Annotated in this window: 12 protein-coding genes and 1 pseudogene; 6 read left to right on the top strand and 7 right to left on the bottom strand. The window is 72.9% G+C overall.

What is annotated here, in order from left to right:
• Positions 1–24 precede the first annotated feature (24 nt).
• The 3 genes from ACWC0C_RS38955 to ACWC0C_RS38945 all read left to right on the top strand — a co-directional run bounded on the left by ACWC0C_RS38955 (position 25) and on the right by ACWC0C_RS38945 (position 3,590).
• Positions 25–1,872 (top strand): transketolase, encoded by a 1,848-nt coding sequence (locus tag ACWC0C_RS38955; protein WP_449197712.1) that lies wholly within the window; start codon positions 25–27, stop codon positions 1,870–1,872.
• Positions 1,869–2,801 (top strand): non-homologous end-joining DNA ligase, encoded by a 933-nt coding sequence (gene ligD, locus ACWC0C_RS38950; protein WP_450869151.1) that lies wholly within the window; start codon positions 1,869–1,871, stop codon positions 2,799–2,801. Before ACWC0C_RS38955 ends, ligD begins: the two co-directional genes overlap by 4 nt.
• A 111-nt stretch (positions 2,802–2,912) precedes the next feature.
• Positions 2,913–3,590 (top strand): GvpL/GvpF family gas vesicle protein, encoded by a 678-nt coding sequence (locus ACWC0C_RS38945; RefSeq protein WP_450869149.1) that lies wholly within the window; start codon positions 2,913–2,915, stop codon positions 3,588–3,590.
• Between the two features lie 29 nt (positions 3,591–3,619).
• Here the strand turns inward: ACWC0C_RS38945 and ACWC0C_RS38940 are convergent, their stop codons facing one another.
• The 3 genes from ACWC0C_RS38940 to ACWC0C_RS38930 form a co-directional block, all read right to left on the bottom strand.
• Positions 3,620–3,790 (bottom strand): hydrophobic protein, encoded by a 171-nt coding sequence (locus ACWC0C_RS38940; protein WP_449197709.1) that lies wholly within the window; start codon positions 3,788–3,790, stop codon positions 3,620–3,622.
• A 42-nt stretch (positions 3,791–3,832) separates the two neighbouring features.
• The gene (locus ACWC0C_RS38935; protein WP_450869147.1) at positions 3,833–4,654 is read right to left on the bottom strand and encodes a class I SAM-dependent methyltransferase; all 822 of its coding nucleotides are present in this window, start codon (positions 4,652–4,654) and stop codon (positions 3,833–3,835) included.
• A gap of 135 nt (positions 4,655–4,789) precedes the next feature.
• Positions 4,790–6,319: a phosphatase PAP2 family protein gene (locus ACWC0C_RS38930; protein ID WP_450869145.1), complete on the bottom strand. Its 1,530-nt coding sequence runs from the start codon at positions 6,317–6,319 to the stop codon at positions 4,790–4,792.
• 81 nt (positions 6,320–6,400) lie between these two features.
• Between ACWC0C_RS38930 and ACWC0C_RS38925 the strand changes: the two genes are divergently transcribed.
• The 3 genes and pseudogenes from ACWC0C_RS38925 (at position 6,401) to ACWC0C_RS38915 (ending at position 9,283) form a co-directional block, all read left to right on the top strand.
• Positions 6,401–7,057, top strand: coding sequence for a histidine phosphatase family protein (locus tag ACWC0C_RS38925; RefSeq protein WP_450869143.1), 657 nt, complete (start codon positions 6,401–6,403; stop codon positions 7,055–7,057).
• Positions 7,058–7,192: 135 nt separating this feature from the next.
• Entirely contained in the window at positions 7,193–8,812 is a 1,620-nt protein-coding gene (locus tag ACWC0C_RS38920) for an ABC-F family ATP-binding cassette domain-containing protein (RefSeq protein ID WP_449197705.1), read from the top strand.
• A gap of 184 nt (positions 8,813–8,996) precedes the next feature.
• Positions 8,997–9,283 (top strand): annotated as a pseudogene (locus ACWC0C_RS38915) (DUF6158 family protein).
• A gap of 36 nt (positions 9,284–9,319) precedes the next feature.
• Here ACWC0C_RS38915 and ACWC0C_RS38910 read toward each other — a convergent pair.
• From ACWC0C_RS38910 to ACWC0C_RS38895, 4 genes are read right to left on the bottom strand one after another with little or no spacing between them, the layout of a single operon-like run.
• Positions 9,320–9,862: a type 1 glutamine amidotransferase domain-containing protein gene (locus ACWC0C_RS38910; RefSeq protein WP_449197704.1), complete on the bottom strand. Its 543-nt coding sequence runs from the start codon at positions 9,860–9,862 to the stop codon at positions 9,320–9,322.
• Positions 9,811–10,482 carry a diguanylate cyclase gene (locus tag ACWC0C_RS38905; RefSeq protein WP_450869141.1) on the bottom strand — a complete coding sequence of 224 codons (672 nt, stop codon included), beginning with the start codon at positions 10,480–10,482 and terminating at the stop codon, positions 9,811–9,813. Before ACWC0C_RS38905 ends, ACWC0C_RS38910 begins: the two co-directional genes overlap by 52 nt.
• The gene (locus ACWC0C_RS38900) at positions 10,479–10,856 is read right to left on the bottom strand and encodes a DUF2795 domain-containing protein (RefSeq protein WP_449197702.1); all 378 of its coding nucleotides are present in this window, start codon (positions 10,854–10,856) and stop codon (positions 10,479–10,481) included. Before ACWC0C_RS38900 ends, ACWC0C_RS38905 begins: the two co-directional genes overlap by 4 nt.
• An 18-nt stretch (positions 10,857–10,874) precedes the next feature.
• Positions 10,875–12,671 (bottom strand): thiamine pyrophosphate-requiring protein, encoded by a 1,797-nt coding sequence (locus tag ACWC0C_RS38895; protein ID WP_450869139.1) that lies wholly within the window; start codon positions 12,669–12,671, stop codon positions 10,875–10,877.
• Positions 12,672–13,712 lie beyond the last annotated feature (1,041 nt).

The raw sequence follows: 13,712 nt of genomic DNA, 5'->3' as shown, positions 1-13,712 counted from the left end.
CACCGACTCTGTGCAAGGAGACTCATGAACGCCGACGAACTCGCCGAACTGGGACAGCAGTTGCGCGTGGACAGTGTGCGGGCTTCCGCTGCCGCGGGATCCGGGCACCCCACGTCCTCGATGTCCGCCGCCGATCTGATGGCCGTGCTGCTCGCCAACCATCTGCGCTACGACTTCGAACGCCCCGAACACCCCGCCAACGACCGCTTCGTGCTGTCCAAGGGCCACGCCACACCCCTGCTGTACGCCGTGTACAAGGCGGCCGGCGCCATCGAGGACGGCGAGCTGCTCACCTTCCGCAAGCTCGGCAGCCGGCTCGAAGGACATCCCACGCCCCGGCGGCTGCCCTGGGTGGAGACGGCCACCGGATCCCTCGGCCAGGGCCTGCCCGTCGGCGTCGGCATCGCCCTCACCGGCAAGCGCCTGGACCGCGTCGGCTACCGGGTGTGGGTGCTGTGCGGCGACAGCGAGCTGGCGGAGGGCTCGGTGTGGGAGGCCGCCGAGCACGCCGGGCACGAGCACCTGGACAACCTGATCACCATCGTGGACGTCAACCGGCTCGGCCAGCGCGGTCCCACCCGGCACGGCCACGACCTGGACGCCTACGCCCGCCGCTTCCAGGCCTTCGGCTGGCACACCATCGAGATCGACGGCCATGACGTCGACAAGATCGACCGGGCCTACGGCGAGGCGCTGTCCACCACCGGGCAGCCCGTCGTGATCCTCGCCCGCACCCTCAAGGGCAAGGGCGTCGCCGCCGTCGAGGACCTCGAGGGCCACCACGGCAAGCCGCTGGCGGACCCCGAGGAGGCCATCGCCGAACTCGGCGGACCGCGCGCGCTGCACGTGCGCGTCAACGAGCCGCCGGCCGCCGCCGCGCTGCGCGACCTGACCACCGAGGTGCTCCAGCTCCCGCGCTACGACAAGGACGACGAGGTCGCGACCCGGGACGCCTTCGGCGCGGCCCTCGCCGCGCTGGGCACCGCCCGCGGCGATGTCGTCGCCCTGGACGGCGAGGTCGGTGACTCCACCCGCACCGAGGAGTTCGCCAAGGCCCACCCCGACCGGTTCTTCGAGTGCTACATCGCCGAGCAGCAGCTGGTCGCCGCGGCCGTCGGCATGGCCACGCGGGGCTGGCTGCCATACGCCTCGACGTTCGCCGCGTTCCTCACCCGCGCCCACGATTTCGTGCGCATGGCGTCCATCAGCGGTGCCGGTGTCAACCTGGTCGGCTCGCACGCCGGTGTCGCGATCGGGCAGGACGGGCCCTCGCAGATGGGCCTGGAGGATCTGGCGATGTTCCGTGCCGTGTACGGCTCGACCGTGCTGTATCCGTGCGACGCCAACCAGACCGCCCGGCTGGTCGCGGCCATGGCCGGCCTCGACGGCATCCGCTATCTGCGCACCTCCCGCGGCAAGACACCGGTGCTCTACGGCCCCGACGAGGAGTTCCCGGTCGGCGGCAGCAAGACGCTGCGCACCAGTGAGGAGGACCGGCTGACGGTCGTCGCGGCCGGGGTCACCGTGCCCGAGGCGCTGGCCGCGGCCGACCGGCTCGCCGAGGACGGCATCCCGGTGCGGGTGATCGACCTGTACTGCGTCAAGCCCGTCGACGCGGACACGCTGCACCGGGCCGCCGAGGACACCGGCTGTCTGCTCACCGTGGAGGACCACCACGCCGAGGGCGGCCTCGGGGACGCGGTCGCGGAGGCCTTCGGCGACGGCCGGCCCGTGCCCCGGCTGGTCCGGCTCGCGGTGCGCACCATGCCGGGCTCGGCCGCGCCCGACGAACAGCTGCACGCGGCCGGCATCGACGCCGCCGGCATCACGGCGGCGGCGAAACTGCTGGTCGAGGAGGCGGTCGTGCGATGAGCGACGACACGCGGCCCATACGGGCCGGCCGCCGCACGGTGCGGATCCAGCGGCCGGGGAAGGTCCTCTTCCCCGGCGGCGGGGGCGCCAAGGAGTACACCAAGGGCGATCTCGCCGACTACCACCGGTCCGTGGCTCCCCACATGCTGCCGCATCTGCGGGGCCGTCCGCTGATGCTGGAGCGGCATCCGGACGGTATCGACGGCGAGCGGTTCATGCAGAAGAACGTCCCGGAGCACTATCCGGACTGGATCACGCGCGCCGAGGTCGCCAAGGAGGGCGGTACGGTCACGCACGCCGTGTGCGACGACACCGCCACCCTCCTCTACCTGGCCGACCAGGCGTGCATCACCCTGCACCGCTGGCTGTCGCGCACCGACCGGGCCGGCGGCGTCGACCATCCCGACCGGCTGGTCCTCGACCTCGACCCGCCCCGCGACGACTTCTCCCAGGTGCGCGAGGCGGCCCTGTGGCTGCGGGAGCTGCTGGACGAACTGGGGCTGCCCGCCCTCCCGATGACCACCGGCTCGCGCGGGCTGCACCTCGTCGTCCCGCTGAACGGCCGGCACGACTTCGACGAGGTCCGCGAATTCGCCCGCGACGTCGCGGAGTCGGCGGAATCCCGGCATCCGGACCGGCTGACCACCGCCGCCCGCAAGGAGGACCGCGGCGACCGTCTCTACCTCGATGTGCAGCGCAACGCCTACGCGCAGACCGCCGTCGTCCCCTACACCGTCCGCGCCCGCCCCGGCGCCCCCGTGGCCGTACCCCTCGCCTGGGACCAGCTGGACGACCCCGGCCTCGACGCCCGCCGCTGGACCATCGCCGACGCCGTCGAGCAGGCCCGCACCGACCCCTGGGGCGGCCTGCCGGGCCGGGGCCGCGCGCTGGGTCCGGCCCGGCGGCGCCTCGCGGACACCCGCACCTGAACGTCCGGCCTGTCCGACAGGACCGGCAACCTGTGGCGCGCGCGGGGTCGACGGGCCAGGCTGGATGGGGGCCGCAGGAGGACCGGGTCTAGGCACGCCGAAGGAGGCACCATGACCGGACTGCGTTACGTCTACGCCGTCTGCCGCCCCTTCGGGACGCCCTTGCAGGCCGAGCTCACGGGCGTCGGGGGCGCGCCGCCGGCCTTGCTGCGCCACCGCGACCTGATCGCGGTCGTCAGTACGGTCCCGGCGGCCGACTTCGACGAGGAGGCGCTGCAGGCCCACCTGGAGGACCCCGACTGGCGGGCCGCGACCGCCCGCGCCCACCAGGGCGTGATCGACGCGCTCACCACGGTGACCACCCCGCTGCCGCTCCGGCTCGCGACCGTCTCCCCCGACGACTGCGGGGTCCGGATGATGATCGAGGCGCGCGAGAACGACTTCCGCAGCGCCCTGGACCGGCTGGAGGGCCGGGTTGAGTGGGGTGTGCAGGTATATCTGGAGCCCGCGGAGACCGCACCCTCGGCCCCGGAAGAGGAACAGGCCGAGGCGTACGCCCGGCAGCTGCACGAGCGGCTTTCCCGGCACGCCGAGGATTCCCGGCTGCACGCCCCGCAGAATTCCGTGCCCGGCCGGAACCTTCTCAACGCCGCCTATCTGGTGCCCCGCGCCCATTCCGAGGAATTCGTGGAACTGGTGGATCACACGAAGGGCGAGGCACCCGGAATCCGGGTGGAACTCACCGGACCCTGGGCCGCCTATTCGTTCACGGTGGAAGTGGCGCCGTGATCATGGGAGTCACTCCGTGACCATGGGACTCACCACCGGTACCAGCGGCCCCTGCCGCCGGCGGCGGTCGTGCTGCGGACGAGGAAGCCCAGCAGCCAGACGACCAGCACTGCCAGGGCAATCCACCAGAGAATCTTCACCGCGAATCCGACCCCGAACAGAATCAGTGCCAGAAGCAGTACGAGCAGGATGGGAACCATAATTCGAACCTCCTGCTGACCGGGTTTCCCGAAATCCGCGGATCAGGCTTCCTTACGGCACAGAATCTCCCCGTGCAGGACCGCGAACCAGCCGTCCGCACACCGGCCCCACTCCCGCCACGCCCGCGACGCGGCCCGCAGCTCCTCCTCGGTCGCGTGGTCCCCTTGCACCGCCCGTTCCGCATAGGCGGAGGCCAGGGTGCGCTCGGCCCACAGACCGCTCCACCAGGCCCGCTCCTGAGGGGTGCCGAAGGTCCAGGTGCTGGAGGTGGCGGTGATGTCGGTCAGCCCCGCCGCCAGCGCCCACGCCTTCAGCCGGCGCCCCGCGTCGGGCTCACCGCCGTTGGCACGGGCCACCCGCTCGTACAGGTCCAGCCAGTCGTCCAGGCCCGGCACCGCCGGGTACCAGGTCATCGCCGCGTAGTCCGCGTCGCGTACGGCGATGAACCCGCCCGGCTTCGTCACCCGGCGCATCTCGCGCAGCGCCTGCACCGGGTCGCCGACGTGCTGCAGCACCTGGTGGGCGTGGACCACGCAGAAGGTGTCGTCCGGGTAGTCCAGCGCGTGCACGTCGGCGACCGCGAAGTCCACGTTGGCCAGACCGCGCCCGGCCGCGGTGGCCCGGGCCTGCTCCAGGATGCCCGGCGCGTGGTCGACGCCGGTGACCCGGCCGTCCGGGACCAGAGCCGCCAGGTCGGCCGTGATGGTGCCGGGACCGCAGCCGATGTCCAGGATCCGCATGTGGGGCTTGAGGGAACCCAGCAGATAGGCCGCCGAGTTCTCGGCGGTGCGCCAGGTGTGCGACCGCAGCACCGACTCGTGGTGCCCGTGTGTGTAGACGGCCGTCTCCCGCGCTTTCGGCATGGCTGTTCCCCTTCACCCTCGTCGACCCTCGTCACCGCCGGTACGCCTCCACCGTACGCGCGCATGCCGAATGATGAGACCCGCGTTTTGAATACTGGACTGACGCTGCGTCAGTCGAGAGTGCCTGACCAACCGTCAAGGTGCGCTGCGCAGAGGGCGGTAGACCGTGAGCGCCTCCGGCAGCTTCTCCAGGGTCACCTCGCCCGACACCGCCGTGACCTCGCCGTCGTACGCCAGCGGGGTGCCCGGTGCGAGCCCGGTCAGCCGGAGCCGCTCGACCTGCACCGCGGCGTGCGCCGGTGACCGGGTCAGCGGGCCCGCCGCGGCCGCGGCCAGCAGCCGCAGCGCGGGCCGGCGGCTGCCGTGCACCACCCGCACGTCCAGGAGCCCGTCCGCGAGATCGGTACGCCGGCCCGGGGCGAGACCCATGCGGTGGTAGACGCCGTTGCCGACGAACAGCAGCCACAGCGGACGCCGTTCGCCGCCCAGCTCCACCTCCAGCGGATGCCGGTGCGCGCGCAGCACCCGCAGCGCGCCCAGCAGCCCGGCCGGCCAGCCGCCGATCCGGTGCGACCTGGGGGTCCCCCCGCGCGAGCGCAGCCGAGCATGGGGGAGCTCCCGCTCGCGCACCAGCTCCGGATAGACGCCCAGGCTCAGCGTGTTCAGGAACAGGCCCTCGCCGTCGCCGGTCCGGTACCGGACCACGTCCACCCGGACCGCCTCGCCGTGCCGGACCGCGCGGGCCAGATCACGTTCGTCCTCCACGCCCAGGTCGTAGGCGAAGTGGTTGAGGGTGCCGCCGGGCAGTACCGCGAGGGGCAGATCGTGCCGCAGGGCGATCCGGGCGGCCGTGTTCACGGTGCCGTCGCCGCCGCACACGCCCAGCACCCGGGCGCGGACCGCCGCCTTCGCCAGCTCGTCGCCGACCTCCTGCGGTGCGCACGTGACGATCTCCGCCCTCGGCAGCGCGTTGTGCAGCGCCCGGACCCGGTCCGCAGTGCCCGAGCCCTCGTTGGCGACCATCACCAGACCGTCGCCCTCCGGCAGCGCGGGCGCCTCGGCATACTGCCGGGCCCGCCCGCGTACCTGGGCGCGGGTCGGCATCAGCCGGCGCACCAGGAAGGCCGCGCCCACCCCGAGGGCCGCCCCGGCCAGCACGTCGCTCGGGAAGTGCACCCCCGTGTACACCCGGGAGGCCGCCACCGAGAACGCCACCGGCGCCACCGCCGCGCCCCACGCCGGGGACTCCAGCGCCACCCCGGCCGCGAAGGCGGCGGCCGACGCGGCGTGCCCGGACGGGAACGAGGTGGTGATCGGCTGCCGCTTCAGCTGCCGCACCAGCGGCACCGGGTCCAGCACCGGCCGCGCCCGGCGCACCGAGCGCTTGCCGACGGTGTTGATGGCCAGCGAGGCCACGCTGAGGGAGGCCAGACCCCGGGCGGCCGCCCCGCGGGCCCTCGGGGTGCGGGTCACGGCCATCGCGGCGGCCGTCGCGAACCACAGCACCCCGTGGTTCGCGCCGCGGCTGAGGCGGGGCAGCACCCGCTCGGCGCCGGGCCAGTGCCAGGCGGCGGCCGCCTCGAACAGCCGGCCGTCCAGATCCAGCAGCGGGCGCAGCGGGTCGTGGCCCGTCGGGCGGGCAGTGAGGTCCAGGTCTGGGCTCATGGGGTGCGGTTACCCTGAAGTGCCCGTTTCTTGTGCCTGTCTGCGCCGGGTGCCCGACCGGCGCGTAAGGAGTTCCCCCGGATGCGCCTGCTCCTCGTCCGTCACGGTGAGACCCCGTCCAACCTGCACCACCTTCTGGACACCGCCGTGCCGGGCCCCGCGCTGACCCCGCTCGGCGAGGCACAGGCCGCCGCACTGCCGCAGGCGCTCGCCGACGAGGACATCGAGGCCCTCTACGCCTCCACACTGCGGCGCACCCGGCTCACCGCCGCCCCGCTGGCCGCCGCCCGGGGCCTTGAGGTGATCGTCCGCGACGGCATCCGCGAGGTGTCCGCCGGCGACCTGGAGATGCTGCCCGGCGAGTCCCCCGAGGGCCGCGCGTACATGCGCACGATCTTCGCCTGGGCGGCCGGCGACACCGCGCTGCGCATCCCCGGCGGGGAGAGCGGCGAGGAGGCGCTCGCCCGGTACGACGCCGTCATAGCCGAGGCCGCCGCGAGCGGCGCCGGCACCGTCGCGATGGTCAGCCACGGCGCCGCGATCCGCCTGTGGACCGCCGCCCGCGCCGACAACGTCGACGTCCCCTTCGCCGCCGCCCACCCCCTGTCCAACACCGGCGTGGTCGCCCTGGAGGGCTCCCCGTCCGACGGCTGGAAGGCCCTGTCCTGGGAGGGCGCCGTGGTGGAACCGGCGGGCGAGCCGGGCCCGACGGGGGAGCGGGTGGACACGGCGGGCTAGGGTCTCCCTCCCGGATCAGCCCGCCTCCGAGCCACCGAACAGGACCCTGCCGCGGACGCTGTCGGCCGGCGCGCGACCGGAACCGCTGGATATCCGTTTGCCGCCGCCGCACGCCACCCCGGAGAATGCCGCACCATGGGACATCTGGAAGCCGCACATCTCGAGTACCACCTCCCCGACGGGAGGACGCTGCTCGGGGACGTGTCCTTCCGGGTCGGTGAAGGGGCCGCCGTCGCGCTGGTCGGGCCGAACGGCGCCGGCAAGACGACCCTGCTGCGGCTGATCTCCGGCGAGCTGAAGCCGCACGCCGGCACCGTCACCGTCAGCGGCGGCCTCGGCGTGATGCGCCAGTTCGTGGGCTCCGTACGGGACGAGACGACCGTACGGGACCTGCTCGTGTCCGTCGCCCCGCCCCGCATCCGCGAGGCGGCGAAGGCGGTGGACGAGGCCGAGCACGCGGTCATGACCGTCGACGACGAGGCCGCCCAGATGCGCTACGCGCAGGCCCTCGCCGACTGGGCCGAGGCGCGCGGCTACGAGGCCGAGACCCTGTGGGACATGTGCACCACCGCTGCCCTCGGCATGCCGTACGAGCGCGCCCAGTGGCGCCAGGTGCGCACCCTCTCCGGCGGTGAACAGAAACGGCTGGTGCTGGAGGCGCTGCTGCGCGGCACCGACGAGGTGCTGCTGCTGGACGAGCCGGACAACTACCTCGACGTGCCCGGCAAACGCTGGCTGGAACAGCAGCTCAAGGAGACCCGCAAGACGGTCCTGTTCGTCTCCCACGACCGTGAACTCCTCGCCCGCGCCGCCGAGAAGATCGTCTCCGTGGAGCCGGGCCCGGCCGGCGCCGACGCCTGGGTGCACGGCGGTGGCTTCGCCACCTACCACGAGGCCCGCCGCGAACGCTTCGCCCGCTTCGAGGAGTTGCGCCGCCGCTGGGACGAGAAGCACGCCCAGCTGAAGAAGCTGGTGCTGAGCCTGCGACAGGCAGCCTCCGTCTCCCATGAGCTGGCGTCCCGGTACGCGGCCGCCCAGACCCGCCTGCGCAAGTTCGAGGAGGCCGGCCCGCCCCCGGAGCCGCCCCGCGAGCAGGACATCACCATGCGCCTGAAGGGCGGCCGTACCGGCGTGCGGGCCGTCACCTGCCAGGGACTTGAACTGACCGGCCTGATGCGGCCGTTCGACCTGGAGGTCTTCTACGGCGAACGGGTCGCCGTCCTGGGCTCCAACGGCTCCGGCAAGTCGCACTTCCTGCGGCTGCTGGCCGGCGAGGACGTCGCGCACACGGGGGAGTGGAAGCTGGGCGCGCGCGTCGTACCCGGCCACTTCGCGCAGACCCACGCGCACCCCGAACTGCGCGGCCGCACCCTGCTGGACATCCTGTGGAAGGAGCACTCCCAGGACCGCGGCGCCGCCATGTCCCGGCTGCGCCGCTACGAGCTGACCCTGCAGGCCGAGCAGTCCTTCGACCGGCTCTCCGGCGGCCAGCAGGCCCGCTTCCAGATCCTGCTGCTGGAGCTGGCGGGCGCCACCGCGCTGCTGCTGGACGAGCCGACGGACAACCTGGACCTGGAGTCGGCCGAGGCCCTGCAGGAGGGCCTGGAGGCCTTCGAGGGCACGGTCCTCGCGGTCACCCACGACCGCTGGTTCGCCCGCTCCTTCGACCGCTACCTGGTCTTCGGCAGCGACGGCCGCGTCCGCGAGACCGCGGAACCGGTCTGGGACGAACGCAGGGTGGAGCGGGCCCGCTAGGGCCTGCCGGCCGGCTTGGCCGGATCGCCTCTCCCCGGGGGGCGCGGGTCGTTCCGCGTGTGGCCGTCCGTCGTGGTGCTCCCGCTGTGCCCGTGAGCCCCGTGTGCGACGAGGTGTCGGCGTATGCGGAGGCCCGGGACCCGGGATGTTCGTACAGTGGAATCAGGAACGCGAGCTCCATGGACTGAACGGATACGACGAGCGGGGCACCACATGACCGGAGTCGACCCCAGCCGACTGGACGACCAGCAGCTCATGAAGGAGCTGGAGACGATCCACCGCACGCGCCATGACACCCTCCTGTACGGCTCGAACGACGCGCTGCGGACCCACAACGAGCGCATGGCGCAGCTGGAGGGCGAGTATCTGCGCCGCAACCCGCGCCGCCTGGTCAGCGCGGGCCGCACCCGGGAGGGCGCCCGCGACCGGCGGTGCGGCGAGGAGGCGACTCCGGAGGCGTCCGGCACCTGAGACGAACCACCCGGCCCGGGCGCGCAACGCCGCAGGTCAGCCGGGCTCCCCGGCGAACACGTGCAGGAACGCGTCGCAGAACGCCTTCAGATCGCCCGGCTTGCGGCTGGTCACCAGCTGGTTGGGACCCCGGTCGCAGATTTTCACCTGCTCGTCCACCCAGGTGCCGCCCGCGTTGCGGATGTCCGTCCGCAGACTCGGCCAGGACGTCAGCACCCGGCCCCGTACGACGTCCGCCTCCACCAGCGTCCACGGCGCGTGACAGATCGCGGCGACCGGACGGCTCCGGTCGAAGAAGTCCCTCACGAACGCGACGGCCTTGTCGTCCATCCGCAGAAAGTCCGGGTTGGCCACCCCGCCCGGCAGCACGAGACCGCCGAACGCCCCCGCCGACGTCTCGCCCACCACCTCGTCCACGTCAAAGGCGTCCGCCTTGTCGAGATGGTCGAACGCCTGGATCCTCCCCGGTTTCGTCGACACCAGCACCGGCTCGTGCCCGGCGTCGGAGACCGCCTTCCACGGCTCGGTCAGCTCGACCTGCTCGACACCCTCGGGCGCCATGAGAAACGCGACACGCATGACTCCTCACTCTCCTTCCGCCTCTCCCGGGCCGCCCGCCGGCAGCGCAGCAGCTCCTCGCCGTACGGCAGCAGCACGCACAGGCCGATCGCGAGGCCGATGCCGGTCAGATAGCCGGGCGACAACGGACGCCGGCGCGGCAGCAGCCGCCAGGCGTCCGGATCCCCGCGCCCTCCCCGCACCAGCGAGCGCACCTGGTCGGCGTGCAGGCACATCAGCGAGGCGAGCGCGCCGAACGGCAGCGACTCCAGAAAGCTGTGGATGTGCTGCTCGGCCGGCCTGACCTGCCGGTCGCCGGCGACGGCCGTGCGCACGTCCCACCACGCCGTCGTCTCGTGTACCGCCGCGGCCCCCAGCAACACGCTCAGTAGCCGCGGATTGATCCGGTAGCGCAGGGTCAGCGCGATCGGCAGCCCGACCTCGGCCATCATCAGCGCGTGCAGCAGGGACTCCTTGGTGCCCGCGGTGTCCTCGATCCGGGTGTGCCGGTGCATCACCCAGTCCGCGAGCCCGGGCACGAACCAGCCGGGCAGCAGCCCGTACAGCAGAAACCGCGTGGTCGCCACGTCGACGTCGCAACCGGCGTCCCGCGCGATCTCCGCCGCCTGGCCCCGCCTCACGCGCCGCCCGCCAGCGCCTCGGCCAGTTGCTGCACATTCTCGTAGCGCGCCGAGTGCGGCAGCCTCGCCACCGCGTCGACCACTCCGGCCGGCGCATTGTGCCGGCGCAGCATCCGCGCCACGTCACGGGCGGTCGCCGGGAACGAGCCACGGCTGAGCACACGGGTCAGCTCCGACCGCACCCGCTCCAGCGACGCCGGCGACCCCAGGCCGCCCACGGGTCCGCTCCACACCTCCGGATCGTCGTCGGCCGCCGGCTCCGGGTCGTGCCACTCCTCCACCCGCGTCGGATGCCCGGACCTCAGCAGTCCCTTCAGTTCGTGCTTCATCTCGTCGTCCCGGTGGACGCTCAGCCGGTCACTGCCTCGCTGCATGACTTCCTCCACAGGGGGCTAGCCCTTGTCCTTGCCCGGCAGGAACTCCTGCATCTTCGCCTTCAGCCCCTGCTTGATCACCGACCCCCGGTCGGCGTCGCCCTTCAGGATCGACGCGGCCGTCGCCTCCATCTGCTCCCACGTCGCGTGCGGCGGAACCGGCGGTACGGCGGGGTCGGTGAGGAACTCGATCAGGCACGGCCCGTCGGCCTCCAGGGCCGCCCGCCAGCCCGCCTCCACGTCCCCCGGCTTCTCCACCCGGATCCCGGTCAGTCCCAGCGAGCGGGCGAACGCCGCGTACTGCACGTCCGGGATCTCCTGCGACGGCAGGAACGACGGGGCGCCCTCCATGGCCCGCATCTCCCACGTGACCTGATTCAGGTCCTGGTTGTTCCACACCCCCACCACCAGCCGCGGATCCGACCAGCGGTCCTGGTACTTCGCCGCCGTGATCATCTCCGTCAGGCCGTTCATCTGCATCGCGCCATCGCCGACCAGCGCGAACACCGGCCGGTCCGGATGCGCGAACTTCGCACCGATCGCATACGGCACGCCCGGCCCCATCGTCGCCAGCGTCCCGGACAGCGAACCGCGCATGCCCGGCCGCATCGTGATGTGCCGCGCGTACCAGTTGGCGACCGAACCGGAGTCGGAGGTCAGGATCGCGTTCTCCGGCAGCAGCGGATCCAGCGCCCGGGCCACGTACTCCGGATTGATCGGATCGGCCGACAGACCCGCCCGCCGGTCCATCACCTCGTGCCAGCGCCGCACGTTCGCGCACACCGTGTCGTACCACTCGCGCCCGCCCCGGTCACCGCTCAGCAACGGGATCAGCCGGCGCAGCGTCGCCTTCGCGTCACCGACGAGATTCACCTCGTACGGGAAGCGCATGCCGATCATGTGCGGGTCGATGTCGATCTGCACCCCCCGCGCCTTGCCGAAGTCCGGCATGAACTGCGTGTACGGGAACGACGAGCCGATCGTCAGCAGCGTGTCGCAGTCCCGCATCAGCTCGTACGACGGCCGGCTGCCCAGCAGCCCGATCGGCCCCGTGACATACGGCAGCTCGTCACTGAGCACGTCCTTGCCGAGCAGCGCCTTCGCCACGCCCGCGCCGAGCAGCTCGGCGATCTCCCGCACCTCCGCGACAGCACCGGCCGCGCCCTGCCCCACCAGGACCGCCACCTTGTCGCCCTCGTTCAGCACATCCGCCGCCCGGCGCAGCGCCTCGTCCGTCGGGGTCGCCGTGTAGTCGCTCATGTCCATGCTGGACGGCACCATCTTGAACTCGTGCGTCGGCGGCGAGTAGTCCAGTTCCTGCACGTCACCGGGGATGATCAGGGCCGTCGGGCAGCGTCGGGCACGGGCGGTGCGGATCGCCCGGTCCAGCACGTTCGGCAGCTGCTCGGGCACCGTCACCGTCTCCACGAACTCCGAGGCGACGTCCTTGAACAGCGTGTGCAGATCGACTTCCTGCTGGTAGGAGCCACCCATCGCGGTCCGGTCGGTCTGCCCGACGATCGCCAGCACCGGCACGTGGTCGAGTTTGGCGTCGTACAGACCGTTCAGCAGATGGATGGCGCCCGGCCCCGATGTCGCCGCGCACACCCCGATATGGCCGCTGAACTTCGCGTACCCCACCGCCTCGAACGCGGACATCTCCTCGTGCCGGGACTGGATGAACCGCGGCCGGTCCTCCGCACGGCCCCACGCGGCGAGCAGCCCGTTGATGCCGTCGCCCGGATAGCCGAAGACCTGGTCCACCCCCCAGGCGCGCAGGCGCTCGAGGATGTGGTCGGCGACCTTGGTGCTCATGGAGAGACCTCCCGGTGCGGTACGAACGGAACTGTCCGGTCACGATTGGGTCAGCGCCTACCGAGTCACCTGCGCGGGGCACGGAAAACCTCGGAAACGCCCCGCGACCCGGCACGAAACGCATCCGCCCGGTGTCTTCACCCGGGCGGCCGCCGATGTCCCGCGAATGGGGCCCGGCCGCGCGCGCCGCGCCGCCGGGCGGGCTGTGATGGCAGCGAGGGCACGCCCCCGTGCCCCGTACCCGCGACGCCGCCGGACCGTGCCAGCGCATCGCCGTACCGGTGTCCGGCGTACCCACCCACCCACCACCGTCGACCGTCCCGCCGTGCCCGCCGAGGAGTCCGTCCCATGCGCCGCACCGCCCGCGCCCTGTCCGTCGCCTTCGCCGCCGGTGCCGCGCTCGCCCTGGCGGGGCCCGCCGCGTCCGCGGCCTCCGCCGACAACGCCCCCGGCGTCCCGCCGCCGACCCGTACCGTCGTCGCGCCCGGTGTCCCGCACGGCGTCCCCGGCCCGTGCGCCGCGCCGCAGCAGTGCGGCGAGTTCCACGCCGGCCTCACCCCGTGCCGGGAGAACGAGCCCTGCCAGAACGGCGACGGCTGCCGCAGCCCGGAGCCCTGCCCCGGACCGGACGGCGTGGGGGCGGGTGCCGTGGCGCGGGATGCCGGGGGACTGGACCGCGTGGGCTTGGCCCCCGTGAGCCTGGCCCACGGGGGGCCGGATGGGGTTGGCCCGGGGGGTGTGGGGCTGGGGGGTGTGAGGCTCGGTGGGGTGGGGCCGGGTGGTGTGGGGCTCGGTGCTTTGGGTCCTGATCGGGTGGGTCCTGACGGTGTTGGCCCGGATGGTGTTGGTCTGGGCGGTGGCGGCCTGGAGAGCGCTGGCCCGGATGGTGTTGGTCCGGGCGGTGTGCGACCGGGTGGTGTGGGTCCGGATCGTGTAGGTGCTGACGGTGGCGGCCTGGAGAGCGCTGGCCCGGATGGTGTTGGTCCGGGCGGTGTGCGACCGGGTGGTGTGGGTCCGGATCGTGTAGGTGCTGACGGTGGC

The organism is Streptomyces sp. NPDC001709, assembly GCF_053596375.1.
Note: the sequence above shows the minus strand (reverse complement) of the source record. Positions and strands in the feature narration are given on the sequence as shown.